Origin of the sequence: Citricoccus zhacaiensis, assembly GCF_014645315.1 — a bacterium.
GTDB classification, from domain to species: domain Bacteria; phylum Actinomycetota; class Actinomycetes; order Actinomycetales; family Micrococcaceae; genus Citricoccus; species Citricoccus zhacaiensis.
The window spans coordinates 270,500-284,413 of the sequence record NZ_BMLQ01000002.1 but is presented as its reverse complement, the minus strand read 5'-3'; the positions used below and the strand labels follow the sequence as shown (position 1 = coordinate 284,413).

Here is a 13,914-nt window from a genome sequence, read left to right as displayed (position 1 = left end):
GAACTGATGGGGCAACAGACCAAGGACTATGGCGTCCTCGCGCACCTGCAGGACATCCGGTGACCAGCGCGCTGGCCGCTGCCGGGTGGGGACTGTTTGCCGGGGCCGCCCTGGTCATCGGCGCCGCGATCGCCTGGTTCGTCGACGTTCCGGCCAAGGTCGTGGGTTCCGTGATGGCGTTTGGCTCGGGCGTGTTGATTTCCGCGGTGGCCTTCGAACTGTTCGACGAAGCAGCGCACACTGGTGGGCTGTGGCCAGCCGTGATCGGCTTCGCCTTCGGTGCGGTGGTGTACATGCTCGCCAACCTGGCCCTGGCCCACTTCGGCGCCCGGCATCGCAAGCGCTCCCAGCGTCAACAGCCCTCGAAAGAGGATCAGAGTGGTAGCGGGATGGCCATCGCGATCGGAGCACTTCTGGACGGAGTACCCGAATCCGTGGTCCTCGGCGTCGGCCTGCTCAGCGGTGGCGGGGTCAGTGCCGCGGTTGTAGCAGCCGTGTTCATCTCCAACCTCCCCGAAGGCCTCTCCAGCGCTGCAGGGATGAAAAAGGCCGGCCGCGGCCCTGGATACGTGTTCGGAGTCTGGGGCAGCATCGCGCTCGTCAGCGCCCTGTCCGCAGCAGCTGGCTACCTGCTCCTCGGGCCGGCCCCGCCCGCGGTGATCGCCGCGATCACCGCCATCGCAGGCGGTGCGATCCTCACCATGATCGCCGACACCATGATCCCCGAGGCCTTCGAGATCACCCACGCCTGGACCGGCTTGATCACCTCTGCCGGCTTCCTCCTGGCGGCCGCCATCAGTTGGCTCGGCGGCTGAGCCAGGACGGACAGGTGTCCGTCACACTCCCCACCGCGGCCGTGGTGATGGTGGTCTGGTTCGTGCCGACGCTCGCGCCCCGCCGGAGCAGACTAGGAACCCGCCGGATACGGCTCCGCCCGCAGCAGCCGCGCCAGATGCGCCGCATTGCGGGCCGCCCCGGCCGTGGTGGAGGCGACGTTCTTGGGCACCTCGTCCAGGTCCTGGTAGTCCACGGTCTGCATGGCCTCGCCCACCCAGTAGGTCCCGGCCTGCGCCGGGATGCTAAAGCCAATGTCGCTCAGCGCCTGGGTCATGTCGGCGATCGTCTTGTGGGCGCCGTCCTCATTGCCGACCACGGCCACGATCGCCGTCTTGTCGTACATGATCGGCCGCCCCTGATCGTCGGTCTCGGCCAGGTCGGCGTCGAGCCGCTCGATCACGCGCTGGGCGATGCTGCAGGGATGGCCCATCCAGATGGGGGTGGCGAGCACGAGGATGTCCGCGTCCAGGATCTGTTGGCGCAAGGCCGGCCATTCGTCCCCGTCGCCCATGTCCACCTGCACACCCGGCTTCACGTCATGGTCCACCACCCGGACGGAGGAGGTGGCCACGCCGTTCTTCTCCAGCTCGCCCAGGACGTGCCGGGCCATCAGCTCGCTGCTGGAGGGCTTCGGGGACGGGGTCAGGGTGCAGACCAGGGCGACGGCCTTCAGGTCCCGGGTGGATGCGGACGTGGTTTCAGCAGTGGAATCAGTCATGGGTCCAGCATGGTGACCGTCGCCGTGTTCTGGCCAGGGTCCAGTGACATCCAACCGGCGCGTCGGCTACGCTTCAATCCATGAAGCGTTGAGTCCAGCCCCTCCCGCGCCCGAGGCATCGCCCGGCGGGATCCTGCCGGTGCATACCAGGACTCCCCTCATGACCCATCCCCACTCCTTGCCCTCCGCTGATCTGCGTTCCTCCGCCCTGCCATCAGACCGGCGCCGAGCCCTCACCCCCGTCGCCTCCGCCCTCGGCGGTGCGGACCACCTCACCCTCGACGGTGTCTCCAAGTCCTTCCCGGACCGGCGCGTGCTGACCGATGTCTCCTGCACGGTGGCCTCCGGCGAACGTGCCTGCCTCATCGGCGAGAACGGCACCGGTAAGTCCACCCTGCTGCGCATCATCGCCGGCCTGGACGACGACCACGGCGGCCACGTCACCGTCCCCGGAAGCGTCGGGCTGTTCCACCAGCAGCCGCCCTTCGCCCTGGACCTCACCGTGCAGGAGGTGCTGGACGAGGCCACGGCCCCGGTCCGCGCGATCGCGGAGGAGGTGGCCCGGCTCGCGGAGGCGCTCGCCGACAGCGCCAGCCCGGGCACGACGCCGGCCCCGGCCCCGGGTGCCCGCCGCACTTCCGCTGTGCGGTCGGACGCGGCGACGGCCGACGTCGCCACCGCCTACGACCGCGCCCTCGCCGAGGCCGTCCGTACCCAGGCGTGGGAGGTGGACCAGCTGGTGGACCGCCTCGTGGACGGACTCGACCTGGCACGCATCCCGCGCACCCGGCCGGCCTCGTCCCTCTCCGGTGGTCAGCTGTCCCGGCTCGCCCTGGCCTGGCTGCTGCTGCGCCGCCCGGACACCCTGCTGCTGGACGAGCCCACCAACCACCTCGACGCCCGCGGCACTGCGCTGCTCGTGGACCTGCTGCAGGGCTGGACCGGGCCCGTGCTGATCGCCAGCCATGACCGGGCGTTCCTCGACGACGTGGCCACCACCCTGCTCGACCTCGACCCCGCCCCGCAGCTCCACCGCGACGTTCCCGGAGACTCAGACGCCGGCGGTACGGGCTCCGGTTTCGGGCTCACCCGCTACGGCGGGCGCTACACGGACTACCTGCTGCACCGGATCGGCGAGCGGGAACGGTGGGAGTGCCGGTACCGGGACGAGCAGGCCGAGCTGAAGCGGCTGCGGAGACAGGTCAAGGACAACCACACCGTGGGCAACGCGGACCGCCCGCCTCCCACGGAGGGCAAGATGGCCCAGAAGTTCTATGCGGACCGCAACGCCAAAGTGGTCTCCCGGCGCGTCAACGAGGCGGACACGGCGCTGGGCCGGTTGGAGGAATCCCAGGTCCGCAGGCCTCCCGCCGTCGTGAGCTTCGGGGGACTGGCCGCGGCAGCGCCCTCCCGTGTCGCCGGCAACGGTGCCTTCAGTGGTGTCGCCAGTGGCGTCTCGGGCGGCGACCACCGCTCAGCGGCAGCGGCACGCGGGCAGGGAGCTGGACGGCCGGCGTCGGACATGGGGCCGGTCCTGGTGGTCACCGAGGTGGCCCTGGCCGGCCGGTTGGCCCCGGTCTCGGTGCACCTCGGCGCGCGCTCACGCCTGCTCATCACGGGACCCAACGGGGCCGGGAAGTCCACGCTGCTGCGCATCCTGGCCGAGGATCTGCTGCCCGACGCCGGCTCGGTCACCACCACCGGCCGGCTCACGGTCGGCCTGCTGGGTCAGGACGCGGAGCATCTGACCGAGGCCGAACGGAGAGTCGAGGATGCTACCGTCGCGGAGTCGTATCGACAGGCCGTGGGTAACGCCACCGCCCAGAAGGTGCCGTTGGGAACCTTCGGCCTGATCGCCGGGCGGGACGAACAGCGCCGTGTCCGGGACCTCTCGGTGGGGCAGCGGCGTCGGCTGGACCTGGCCGTGCTGTTGGCCGACCCGCCAGACGTGCTGTTGCTGGACGAGCCGACCAATCACTTCTCCCTGCTGCTCTCCACGCAGCTGGAGGCGTCCATCCCGGGGTACCCGGGCGCCGTCGTCGTGGCCAGCCATGACCGCTGGCTCCGCGCCGGATGGAAGGGGCAGACCCTGGACCTCGAGCCACCGGACCGGACGTGACCCCTCCGAACCTGCCGCGCTCGACTCAGACCGGCCCTGGCTGACCTGGGCAGAGTCCCTCAGCCCGAGGCGGCTGCCGTCCGCTCCCGCTCGGTGGTGACCGCTCGGGTGAGGGACACCAGGCGGGTCAGGACCTTGACCAAGGAGGCGTCGTGGTGGTCCGTCAGCGCCAGCGTCCCGCCGGGGAAGTCCACGCGGCGGATCAGGTTCACCGAGTCGCCGACCACGTGCATGTTGTAGGAGGCCACGGTGAACCTCCAGGCCTCGTTCGCCCGGACCCCGCCGAGGCCGCCGTAGGCCACGATCGCCAGGGTCTTGTCCCTCCACTGCCGGCTCAGGAGATCGAAGGCGTTCTTGAAGGCGCCGGGGATGTTGCGGTTGTACTCGGGGGTGACGAAGACGAAGCCATCGCACTCGGCCACGGCGTCCCGCCACCGGTGCACCTCGGCAGGCCCATCCTCAGCCTGGGCCCAGTTCTCGTCGGCCATGATCGGCAGGTTGAACGCCTTGACGTCCAGGACCTCCCACTCCACATCTGTGGCATCGACCTGGGACCGGGCCCGCTCGGCCACCCAGGCGCCGATGGACTCGCCGAGGCGGCCCTCGCGAACAGATCCGATGACGATGCCGATCTTCATGTGGTGCCCTCCAGTGTTGCGTGTAAGTGGCTGGTGCGGCGAAGTGGCCGCGGCCCTCCCCAGCGTAGGCGGGCCACGTCATACTGGGCAGGGGACGGTCATATGCCGTCCCACACGCTTGGCACACCTCAGACCAGACACCACTTCTCACCTCACCCCTTTCACCTCACCGTCTCCCGAAAGGCACCCGCCATGAAGATCGACCAGGCCCATGTGCTCGTCAATGATCAGGATGCCGCCAAGGCGTTCTATACCGAGGTCCTCGGTTTCGAGGTGGAGACGGACTTCGCCAGCGGGGACTTCCGCTGGCTCGCCCTGCGCGCCCCGGGGCCGGACGGCGGCGCAGCCCTGGTGCTCGGCCGTGCCGAGGGTGCGGCGGTGGCCTTCCAGAACGAGACCCGGCTGGCCGGGATGCCCGCCTTCGTCCTGACCCTGACCGGTGGCCAAGAGGAGTTCGAGCAGATCCGCGCCCGGGGAGCCGAGGTGATCTCCGAGCCGCAGCGGCAGGAGTACGGTGGCACGGACGCGCTGATCAATGACACGGTGGGCAACATCATCTGCCTGCATCAGGACTGACGGCCGTGGCGCTCCGCACCCTGGCGCCCGGGAAGGCGGCCGGGGCACCCGGCCGGTGGGCCGGCGTCGGGCGCGTGGTGTTCGCCCTGGCGGCGCTGCTGTCCTTCACGGGCAACGGGCTCTCGTTCTACATCGGCTCGTGGAAGGACTCCGATCTGCCGGTCGACGCCGGATTCTCGGGTGGCTTCGCCGGTGGTTGGGAGCACATGCTCAACCAGCCGACGTATTTCACGTTCCTGGCCAACTTCCTCGTCGGACTGACCTCGCTGCTGCTGGCCCTCCGCCCGCACCGGACGTCCACCCTGTTCCACGCCCTGCGGATCGCGGCGGTGGTCTGCATCGTCATCACCGGCGTGGTCTTCAACGTGCTGCTGCGGGACGCGCCGCCGGGGACTCCGGTGGAACATCTGAACGACACGATCCAGCACATCATCACGCCGATCCTGACGCCACTGGTGTGGCTGCTCTTCGACCCCCGCGGGCACGTTACGTGGAGGCGGATCGGCCTGGCCGCCATCATCCCGCTCGCTTGGCTGGCGTTCACGCTGGCGCGGGGGCCAGTGCTCGACTGGTATCCCTACAGCATCCTGGACGTGCCACGCATGGGCTATGACGGGGTGGCGGTCTACGTGGTGGCGATCCTGGCCTTCTTCTTCGTGGTGGCCGCGCTGATGTGGGCCATCGACCGGCTGCTGCTCCGGATGTTCCGGATCCCTGGATCACGGCCGCGGTAGAGGTCGGGAATCGCCGGGCGGATCGACAGTTGCCGCTCTCGTGATGGTGGTGTCAGGTCTGGAACGGCCTGAGCTCCACCTTGTTGCCGCAGGCCTTCGACGCGCGGGCGGCCAGGTCCTCGGCCTGTTCCGGTCCGGCGGCGTCCACCACCCAGAACCCACCCATGTGCTGCTGGGCCTGGGTGAACGGGCCGTCGGTGATAACCGGTTCAGCACCGCGGGTGCCGTCCACCACCACGGACTCCTCCGGGGCAACGAGGCCACCGGCGTACACCCACGCGCCCTTGGCCCGGAGCGCCTCATTGAACTCGCCGACGGCCTGGAACGCTGCTTGCATCTGCTCTTCGGACGCATAGGGTCCTGTCTCCCGGTGCTGGACGCCGGGAGAGTGCCACACGGAAATCAGGTACTCGGGCATGCCGGCCTCCTGGGGTGAGCGGGGTTACACTCTACGGGGCTCTTTCCGCCATGGCACCCCGTGGTGGCCGGACCCAGCCAGAGAAGTGCCAGACCCCCGGGCATCCATCACGCGGAACCGATCGTTCCACGTCCATCGAGGAGCATTCCCCGTGCAGTCCACCGAAATCCCCGTCGAGACGAGCGCCGCGCCCCGGTGGAACCGGTTCGACACGAGCTGGACGATCGGCCTGTTCGGCACGGCCGTGGGCGCCGGCATCCTGTTCCTGCCGATCAACGCCGGACTGGGAGGGCTGTGGCCGCTGCTCATCGCCACCGTGCTGATCTGGCCGATGACCTACTTCTCCCACCGGGCGCTGTCCCGCATGGTCTGCGCCTCGCCGAACCCGAACCAGGACATCACCGGCGTGGTCCGCGAGTACTTCGGGGAGACCGCCGGCCGCGTGGTCACCGTCCTGTACTTCCTGGCGATCTACCCGATCGTGCTGATCTACGGGGTGGGCATCACCAACACGGTGGAGAGCCTCATGGTGAACCAGCTGGGCCTGGACCCCTGGCCGCGGTGGCTGCTGTCCGGGGTGCTGGTCCTGGCGATGTCAGCCGTCATGGTCGCAGGCAAGAAGGTCATGCTCGTGGTCACCCAGTGGCTGGTCTACCCGTTGATCGCCGTGCTCTTCGCGGTCACGCTGCTGCTGATCCCGCAGTGGTCCTTCGACGGCTTCGGCGCGCTGCCCGCTCCCGGCGACTTCGCGATGTCCCTCTGGCTGATGATCCCGGTGCTGGTCTTCGCGTTCAACCACTCCCCGGCCATCTCCCAGTTCTCCGTGTCCCTGCGCGAACGCTACGGGGCCGGATCCGTGCAGAAGGCGTCCTCCATCCTCCGGATCACCGCTGTCCTGCTGGTCGTCTTCACCATGGGCTTCGTCTGGTCCTGTGTGCTCGCCCTCGGCCCCGAGGGGCTGCAGGAGGCCAAGGAGGCCAACCTGCCGGTGCTCTCCCACCTCGCCAACGTGATGGGCCTGCCGCTGATCGCCTGGCTCGGCCCCGCCGTGGCCATCACGGCGATCGCCTCGTCCTTCTTCGGCCACTGGCTCGGTGCCGCCGAGGGGGCCACAGCGATCGTTCGCACCATGGTGGACCCGCAGCAGAAGCGCCTGAGCGACCGCGGCATCACGATCGGCGTGAGCGTCTTCCTGATCGTCACCACGTGGCTGGCCGGTGTGCTCAACCCGAGCATCCTGGCACTGATCGAGTCACTGGCCGGCCCCGTCATCGCCGCCGTGCTCTACCTCATGCCGATGTACGCCATCCACAAGGTGCCCGCCCTCGCGCGGTTCCGCGGCAAGGCCTCGAACGTCTTCGTGGTCATCGCTGGCGTGGTGGCCGTGGGTGGCATCCTCATCAGTCTGTTCCGCTAGTCTCCCGGTTTCGGCTTCCGGCCGCCCGGTTTCCCCCAGCACGACGCGCGGGCCGGACCTGCGCTGGCAGGCGCCGGCCCGCGCGTCGTGCCCGGGTTCGAGAGGGTTTCCCCAGCAGGGGTCAAGTGCTCAGAGCTGGGAGAACGCAGCCACGATGGGCTCCTCGCCGTCCACGAAGTCGATCTGCTGGCCGATGGAGACCTGGGTGTCCAGGGCGATGCGGATCGCCTGGGCCACGTTGCCGCGCGAGGTGTCCCGATTGGCGCCGTCCGCGGTGCCGCTGCCCACGGAGATCATGCCGGTCGGCTCGTCCAGGGTGAGCTTTCCCGGGCCGAGGATGGTCCAGTCGAGCCCGGAGTTGCGCAGGTACTCGTCTGCGGCGGCCTTGGACTCCGCGTAGGGGAAGAACGGGTTGTCCTCGGCGATGCCGTGCTGGGTGGTGGCACCCATGTAGGACACCATGACGTAGCGCTTCACGCCGGCCTGGAGGGCGGCGTCCATGGAGCGGATCGCGGCGTCCCGGTCCACGGCATAGGTGCGCTCCGGATTGCCGCCACCGGCGCCGGCGGACCAGACGATGGCGTCCTGGCCCTCGAAGGCCCGGGCGAGTTCGTCCTGTGAGGCGGTCTCGATGTCCAGCACCAGGGCCTTCGCGCCGGCGGCCTCAATCTCCGCCGTCTGCTCCGGGCTGCGGATGACCGAGGTGACCGTGTGCCCCTCCTGCGCCAGCAGGGGAGCGGTGCGCAGGCCCACCTTGCCGTGTCCGCCGATGATCAGGTAGTTCGCCATGGATCTGGTCCTTCCGTTCGGGTCAGTGCTTCCGTGAGCCACTGTTCCACTGCACCCGGAGGGCGCGCCAGCGCGTTCGGCTGGCGGCGCAATCGTTCCGCCGGGAAACTCGGGTGTCTCCGTGTCTCCGTGGCTCAGGTGGCTGACGTGTCGGTGACGCCCTCGTAGAGTCCGATCTCGTTGCCATCGAGGTCCCGGAACACGGCCCACCAGCTGGTCTCGGTGATCGGGGACCTCGGGGCGATCACGGTACCGCCCAGGGCCGTGACGGTGGCCAGGGTCTCGTCGATCGAGTCGACCTCCACGGTGGAGCGGGGCTGGGTGAAGCCCTCGCTGCGCGGGGCCAGGCCGCCGCCGCTGACCTCGTTGGGGGCCCGCCACATGGGATAGTCCTCGAAGCCGGGGTAGGTCTCGATCTTCCAGCCGAAGACCGAGCTGTAGAACTCGGTGGCGCGCTGCTGGTCGGTGACCGGGATGTCGACGTGGGTGATGTCTCCGTGTGCCATGGAGCTATGGTCCGGCAGGAGGCGGGTCCGTGGGAATCCCTCCCGGCCGGTCGCTCGTGCGAGACCGCCATTCCTCAGCCAGGATCCCCATCACGTGGGCGTCCACCCAACCGCCGTCGAAGAGCAGCGCCTCGCGCAGGGTGCCCTCCAGGCGGAAGCCGGCCTTCTCGTAGACATGGCGAGCCCGCGGATTGAAGGCGTAGACCTCCAGCGAGACCCGGTGCAGCCCCTGGTCCTCGAAGGCATGCCGCAGGGTCAGCTCCACCGCCTCGCTGCCGAGGCCACGGTCCCGGGCACCGGCGATCCAGATCCGGAAGCCGCAGGAGAGGTTGTCCTCATCGAGGTCGTTGAGCACGGACTCCCCGACGATCCGGCCGGTGGCCACCTCCTCGATGACCCACACGATCCGGTCCTCCGCCCGGGACCAGCGCGCGTAGATCTCGGCGAGTTCGCCCACCGACCAGGGCACCTGCCCTCCGGAGTCCGCCGGAGCTCCGCCACCTTCTGACCCCGGGTGCGCCGGCCCGGTGGAGGCGTGCACCGCCCCGGTCAGCCGGGACACCTCGGCATCCGCCAGCAGCGGGTGGAGCACCGCGGCATGCTCCCGCCGGGCCGGAACCAGCCGCACCAGTTGGCCGGCCTGTGCCTGCTTGTGGGAGAAGTCGGGTATCGGAGCCACGGCACCATCATGTCAGCGCTGACGGGACTCCGGTCATGGCGGTCGCTGGCGGCCTGCGGACTGCTGCCGGGAGGGCGGTTACGGCAGTTGCGCTGTTCCGGTCCCCAACTTCTCGGCCGCGGCCCGGTTCGCCGCCGTCCGCGGCAGCACCACCGGGTGGCCCAGCAACGGATCCTTCACGACGTCGGCGTCCAGTCCGTAGATGCCCGCCAGGTTCGCCGGGGTCAGGACTTCCTCCGGTGTCCCCTCGGCCACGACCTGGCCGCGGGCCATGGCGATGATGTGGTCCGCGGACCGGGCGGCGAGGTTCAGCTCATGCAGCACGGCGACCACGGTGGCCCGGGGCCGCTCGCCTGCACCGGCTGACCGGGGGTCCGGCAGGTCCCGTACCAGGTCCAGCAACTCGACCTGATGGGACAGGTCCAGGTAGGAGGTGGGTTCATCGAGGAGCACCACGGGAGTCTGCTGGGCCAGCACCAGGGCCAGCCAGGCCCGCTGGCGCTGACCGCCGGAGAGCTCGGCCACGTCCCGGCCGGCCAGGCCCACCAGGTCGGCCAGCTCGAGGGCCTGGGCGATCGCCGCGGTGTCCTGGGCCGTCCGGGCCCCGAACCAGCCGCGGTGCGGGTGGCGTCCACGGTCCACGAGTTGCTCCACGGTCATGCCCTCCGGCACCACGGGGGACTGGGGCAGCAACGCCACGGTGCGGGCGTAGCTGCGAGGGTTCCACCCCTCCACGTCCCGGCCGAGGACCTCGAGGGATCCACTCACGAGGGGCAACTGACGGGTCAACCCCTTCAAGAGGGTCGACTTGCCGCAGCCGTTGGCGCCGATGATGGCCGTGGTCTGGCCGGCCGGCACGTCCAGGTCCACGGGCCTCTCCGGCCCCACGACGGTGTGCGGGCCGTAGGCCAGGGTCGCGCCGCGCAGGCGGATCGCCGGTTCTGCTGTCATCTCATGCCTTCCGTCCGCTTCGAATCAACAGCCACAGCATCAGCGGTGCCCCGGCCGCCCCGGTGAGCACGCCGGTGGGCAGCCGGACCCCGCCGAAGGCCTCGGCGGCCGCGAAGTCCGCGATCACCACGATGACCGCGCCGCACAGGGCCGCCGCCGGCAGCGAGGGCCGTCCGCCGGTGAGGCCCCGGGCCAGGGGAGTGGAGAGCAGGGCGACGAACGCCAGTGGGCCGGTGGCCGCCGTCGCCGCCGCCGCCAGCAGAGCGCCGACCACGAGGGACCAGAGGCCCGTCCTGCCGGGCCGGGAGCCCACGCCGTGAGCCAGCTCGCCGCCCAGGTCGGCTGGGGCCAACCGGGCGTGCAGGAGCCCGGCGAAGGGCACCAGCACGATCATGATGAGAGCCAGCAGGATGATCCGCTCCCACGTCACCGCGTTGAGAGAACCCGCGGTCCACACGGCCGCGGCCTGCAGGTCGTGCTGGGACAGGGCCAGCATCGCCCCGGACAGGATGGCCTGGCACAGGGACGCCACGGCGATCCCGGCCACGATGAAGGTGGCCCCACCCAGGGCGCCGGCCAGCCCGCCGGAGCCGGCTCCCGCCGAGGACCGTCCGGCCATCGAGAACCCGAGGACGATGGCGATCGCCACCAGGCCGCCGATCAGGGCGGCGGCGGCCATGCCCGTCCCCCGCACCCCGCCGAAGGCGAGCACGGTCACGGCGGCGACGGCGGCACCCTGGGTCACGCCGATGATGTCCGGGCTGGCCAGGGGGTTGCGCAGCGTGCGCCGGAACAAGGCGCCGGCGGCGCCGAACGCCGCCCCGGCCAGGGCTCCGGCCACGGCCCGGGGCAGCTTCTCCTGCATCACGATGAACGAGGCGCCGGGGATGGTCTCCCCGCCGAGGATGGCGAAGAAGTCGGGGATGGTGACGGTGTAATGGCCCAGCAGCACCCGCACCCCCATGGCCAGCGCCAAGGCAGCGGCGAGGCAGAGCGTGGCGGTGAGCAGCCGGCGTCGGGCTCGGGAGTGCAGGGACCGCACGGCGGCCACCGCAGCCGGGGAGGGCCCGGCCGCCGCCTCAGGTGCGGGAGCAGCGGCCGTGGTCTCGAGGGATGGCGCGCTCACAGGGAGACCGCCTTCCGGCGCAGCAACAGCAGCAACACGGGCACGCCGATGACCACGGTCGTTACGCCCACGTGGATCTCCTGGGGAGCCACCACGAGCCGCCCGGCGAGGTCGGCGAGAACGAGCAGGACGGCTCCCCACAAGGCGCATCCCAGCACGAGCACGCGCGTGGAGGCCGGGCGGAACCGGCGCAGGGCATGGGGGACCAGCAGGCCCACGAACACCACCGGTCCGGCCAGGGCGGTCGCGGCGGCCGTCAGCAGCACGGTGGCACCAAGCAGGACCATGCGCAGGCGTTCGGGGTGGGAGCCGAGCCCGTGGGCCAGCTCGTCACCGAGGGCCAGCGCATCCAGCCCGGGGGCGGCCACGAAGACCATCAGGATGCCCACGGCGATCACCGGCGCCAGCCAGGCGGCGTCTTCCAGCGAGGACCGGGCCACGGAGCCGACGGTCCAGAACCGGAAGCGCTCCAGCACCGCGGGGGAGAGGATCAACAGGGCGCTGGTGACGGCGGTGCAGCCGGCGGTGACGGCGGCCCCGGCCAGCACGAGGGACAGCGGCCCGGGGGTGCCGCCCGTGCCGCCCCCCAGCCGGGAGGCGGCCGAGGCCACGGTGTAGACCACCGCGGCGGCCACGAGCGTCCCGAGGATCGCCAGCACCATCACCCCTGCCAGGCCGGCCGAGATGCCGATGCCCAGGCCCAGGGCCACCGCCAGGGAGGCCCCGGCGGTCAGGCCCAGCAGCCCCGCATCACCGAGCGGGTTGCGGGTGGCTCCCTGCAGGGCCACCCCGGAGACCGCGAGGGCCGCGCCCACGAGGACCGCCGTGATGGTGCGCGGGATGCGGGACAGGGCGGCCGCGGCGTCGATGTCCGCCGCCGCCGCGTCACCCCGGCCGGTGAGGAACGCGCCGAGGGCCTCCAGCGTGGTGCCCGGGTCCACGTGGCGGGCCCCGAAGGCCAGTGCGGCCAGGCAGGCGAACACCAGCACCAGTGCCGGGAGGGCGAGGAAAGGCAGTGCGAGGACAGGCGAAGCGGTGACAGGCCGTCGTCGTGCCGGGGGCGCGGACCGCCGCTCCGGCGGGCCAGGGGTGCTGGTGCCGGGCGGCGGGTGCTCCGTGGAGGGGCGCTGGAGGGAGGGTCTCATGCGCTTTCTGTCATCGGACGGTGTTCACTGGGCTTCTTCTCGCCAGACTATTCCGCGCTGTCGGCCTGCTCGGCCGCGGCGGCGATGTCCGGTACCACGTTGTCCAGGGCCCACGGGATGGACAGCGGAGAGGCGGCCGAGGTGGACAGGACCTCCTGCTGGTCGGTCTGCACCACGAGGGTCTCGTCCTGCACGGCCGGGATCTTGGACAGCAGCGGGTCGGCGGCGATGGCCTCGGCCACGGACTCATCGGTGGCCGAGGTGACGAAGATGTCCGAGTCGAGCTCGTCCGCCCGCTCGGGGGACCAGGTCAGGTAGAAGGCGTCCTGGGCCTCCTCGTTGTCCGCGAGCACGGGGGCCAGTTCCATGCCGAGGGAGGTCAGGAACTTCGGCCGATTGTCCGCGGCCGTGAACAGGTAGATCTGATCGGCGGCGGCCGGGTCCACGGTGCCGGTCAGGAAGGTGGTGCCCTCCAGGGCGGGGAACTCCTCCGCGGCCTGGGCCACCTGGCCCTCCACGTCCGCGATGACCTCCTCGGCCTTCTCCTCCTTGCCGAGGGCCTCACCGATCAGCCGGGTGGAGTCCTGCCAGGCCGTGGTGAACGCCGCGGTGTCCTCCGGGTAGGCCACCACGGGCGCGATCTCGGAGAGCTTGTCATACTCCTCCTGCGTGATGCCGGAGTAGGCGGCGAGAATGACGTCCGGCTCGGTGGCGGCCAGGGCCTCGAAGTTGATGCCGTCCGCCTCGGAGTACTGCTCCGGGGCCTCGCCGCCGGCCTCCTCCAGGGCCGCATCGAACCAGTCGGTGGACTGCTGGGCGTTGCCTCCGTATTCGGTGGCGGCCACGCCCACGGGCACCACGCCCAGGGCCAGCGCGACGTCCTGGTTCACCCAGGACACGGTGGCCACGCGCTCGGGCTGGGCCGGGATCTCGGTCTCGCCGTAGACGTGCTCCACCGTCCGGGGGAAGGTGGCGTCCGAGGCCGCGGACGCATCGGTGGAGCCGGAGGCCTCCGAGCCTGAGCCGCCGGCGGGGCCCGTGGAACAGCCGGCGAGCAGGGCGGCACTGAGCGCCAGGGATCCCAGGGACAGGGCCCGACGGCGGGTGGTCCGGCGGGCGGTCGGAGCGCCGGCGGTGGGGGAGAGAGATGCAGGGGACACGAGGCGGCCTTTCGAGTCATTGGCAAACAAGGGTGTTGCCTAATTGCTGGAGGTTAGCCTAGCCTAACAACATGTGCAGCCGCCGTGCGGGGTGGCAGCAC

General features: G+C 70.7%; 15 protein-coding genes. 5 read left to right on the top strand and 10 right to left on the bottom strand.

Annotation, left to right across the window (positions count from 1 at the left end; translation table 11 throughout):
* Positions 1–59: 59 nt before the first annotated feature.
* The gene (locus IEX49_RS04695) at positions 60–815 is read left to right on the top strand and encodes a ZIP family metal transporter (RefSeq protein WP_188804680.1); all 756 of its coding nucleotides are present in this window, start codon (positions 60–62) and stop codon (positions 813–815) included.
* A gap of 92 nt (positions 816–907) precedes the next feature.
* On the opposite strand, the gene IEX49_RS04690 is transcribed toward IEX49_RS04695, so the two are convergent.
* Entirely contained in the window at positions 908–1,555 is a 648-nt protein-coding gene (locus tag IEX49_RS04690; RefSeq protein ID WP_188804679.1) for a flavodoxin family protein, read from the bottom strand.
* A 160-nt stretch (positions 1,556–1,715) separates the two neighbouring features.
* Here IEX49_RS04690 and IEX49_RS04685 point away from each other — a divergent pair, with 160 nt between their 5' ends.
* The gene (locus IEX49_RS04685) at positions 1,716–3,674 is read left to right on the top strand and encodes an ABC-F family ATP-binding cassette domain-containing protein (protein ID WP_188804677.1); all 1,959 of its coding nucleotides are present in this window, start codon (positions 1,716–1,718) and stop codon (positions 3,672–3,674) included.
* Between the two features lie 59 nt (positions 3,675–3,733).
* On the opposite strand, the gene IEX49_RS04680 is transcribed toward IEX49_RS04685, so the two are convergent.
* Entirely contained in the window at positions 3,734–4,312 is a 579-nt protein-coding gene (locus tag IEX49_RS04680) for an NADPH-dependent FMN reductase (RefSeq protein WP_188804675.1), read from the bottom strand.
* A gap of 192 nt (positions 4,313–4,504) precedes the next feature.
* On the opposite strand from IEX49_RS04680, the gene IEX49_RS04675 reads away from it, so the two are divergent.
* Both IEX49_RS04675 and IEX49_RS04670 read left to right on the top strand, forming a co-directional pair.
* Entirely contained in the window at positions 4,505–4,888 is a 384-nt protein-coding gene (locus IEX49_RS04675; protein WP_188804671.1) for a VOC family protein, read from the top strand.
* 5 nt (positions 4,889–4,893) lie between these two features.
* The gene (locus tag IEX49_RS04670) at positions 4,894–5,622 is read left to right on the top strand and encodes a Pr6Pr family membrane protein (RefSeq protein ID WP_188804669.1); all 729 of its coding nucleotides are present in this window, start codon (positions 4,894–4,896) and stop codon (positions 5,620–5,622) included.
* A 52-nt stretch (positions 5,623–5,674) separates the two neighbouring features.
* On the opposite strand, the gene IEX49_RS04665 is transcribed toward IEX49_RS04670, so the two are convergent.
* The gene (locus IEX49_RS04665; RefSeq protein WP_188804668.1) at positions 5,675–6,040 is read right to left on the bottom strand and encodes a YciI family protein; all 366 of its coding nucleotides are present in this window, start codon (positions 6,038–6,040) and stop codon (positions 5,675–5,677) included.
* Positions 6,041–6,191: 151 nt separating this feature from the next.
* Between IEX49_RS04665 and IEX49_RS04660 the strand changes: the two genes are divergently transcribed.
* A complete protein-coding gene (locus tag IEX49_RS04660; protein ID WP_188804666.1) occupies positions 6,192–7,457 on the top strand; it encodes an aromatic amino acid transport family protein in 1,266 nt (421 codons plus the stop codon).
* Between the two features lie 129 nt (positions 7,458–7,586).
* Here the strand turns inward: IEX49_RS04660 and IEX49_RS04655 are convergent, their stop codons facing one another.
* The 7 genes from IEX49_RS04655 to IEX49_RS04625 all read right to left on the bottom strand — a co-directional run bounded on the left by IEX49_RS04655 (position 7,587) and on the right by IEX49_RS04625 (position 13,813).
* Entirely contained in the window at positions 7,587–8,246 is a 660-nt protein-coding gene (locus IEX49_RS04655; RefSeq protein WP_188804664.1) for an SDR family oxidoreductase, read from the bottom strand.
* Between the two features lie 134 nt (positions 8,247–8,380).
* Positions 8,381–8,752, bottom strand: a complete 372-nt coding sequence (locus IEX49_RS04650) for a VOC family protein (RefSeq protein ID WP_188804662.1) — start codon at positions 8,750–8,752, stop codon at positions 8,381–8,383.
* 4 nt (positions 8,753–8,756) lie between these two features.
* Positions 8,757–9,431, bottom strand: coding sequence for a GNAT family N-acetyltransferase (locus tag IEX49_RS04645; protein WP_229672242.1), 675 nt, complete (start codon positions 9,429–9,431; stop codon positions 8,757–8,759).
* A gap of 78 nt (positions 9,432–9,509) precedes the next feature.
* A complete protein-coding gene (locus IEX49_RS04640) occupies positions 9,510–10,382 on the bottom strand; it encodes an ABC transporter ATP-binding protein (RefSeq protein ID WP_188804660.1) in 873 nt (290 codons plus the stop codon).
* A gap of 1 nt (position 10,383) precedes the next feature.
* Positions 10,384–11,508, bottom strand: a complete 1,125-nt coding sequence (locus IEX49_RS04635; protein WP_229672241.1) for a FecCD family ABC transporter permease — start codon at positions 11,506–11,508, stop codon at positions 10,384–10,386.
* On the bottom strand, positions 11,505–12,653 hold the full coding sequence (locus tag IEX49_RS04630) for a FecCD family ABC transporter permease (protein WP_188804658.1): 1,149 nt from the start codon (positions 12,651–12,653) through the stop codon (positions 11,505–11,507). Before IEX49_RS04630 ends, IEX49_RS04635 begins: the two co-directional genes overlap by 4 nt.
* 47 nt (positions 12,654–12,700) lie before the next feature.
* Complete coding sequence (locus tag IEX49_RS04625; protein ID WP_188804656.1) at positions 12,701–13,813, bottom strand: iron-siderophore ABC transporter substrate-binding protein; 1,113 nt, start codon at positions 13,811–13,813, stop codon at positions 12,701–12,703.
* Between the last annotated feature and the right edge of the window lie 101 nt (positions 13,814–13,914).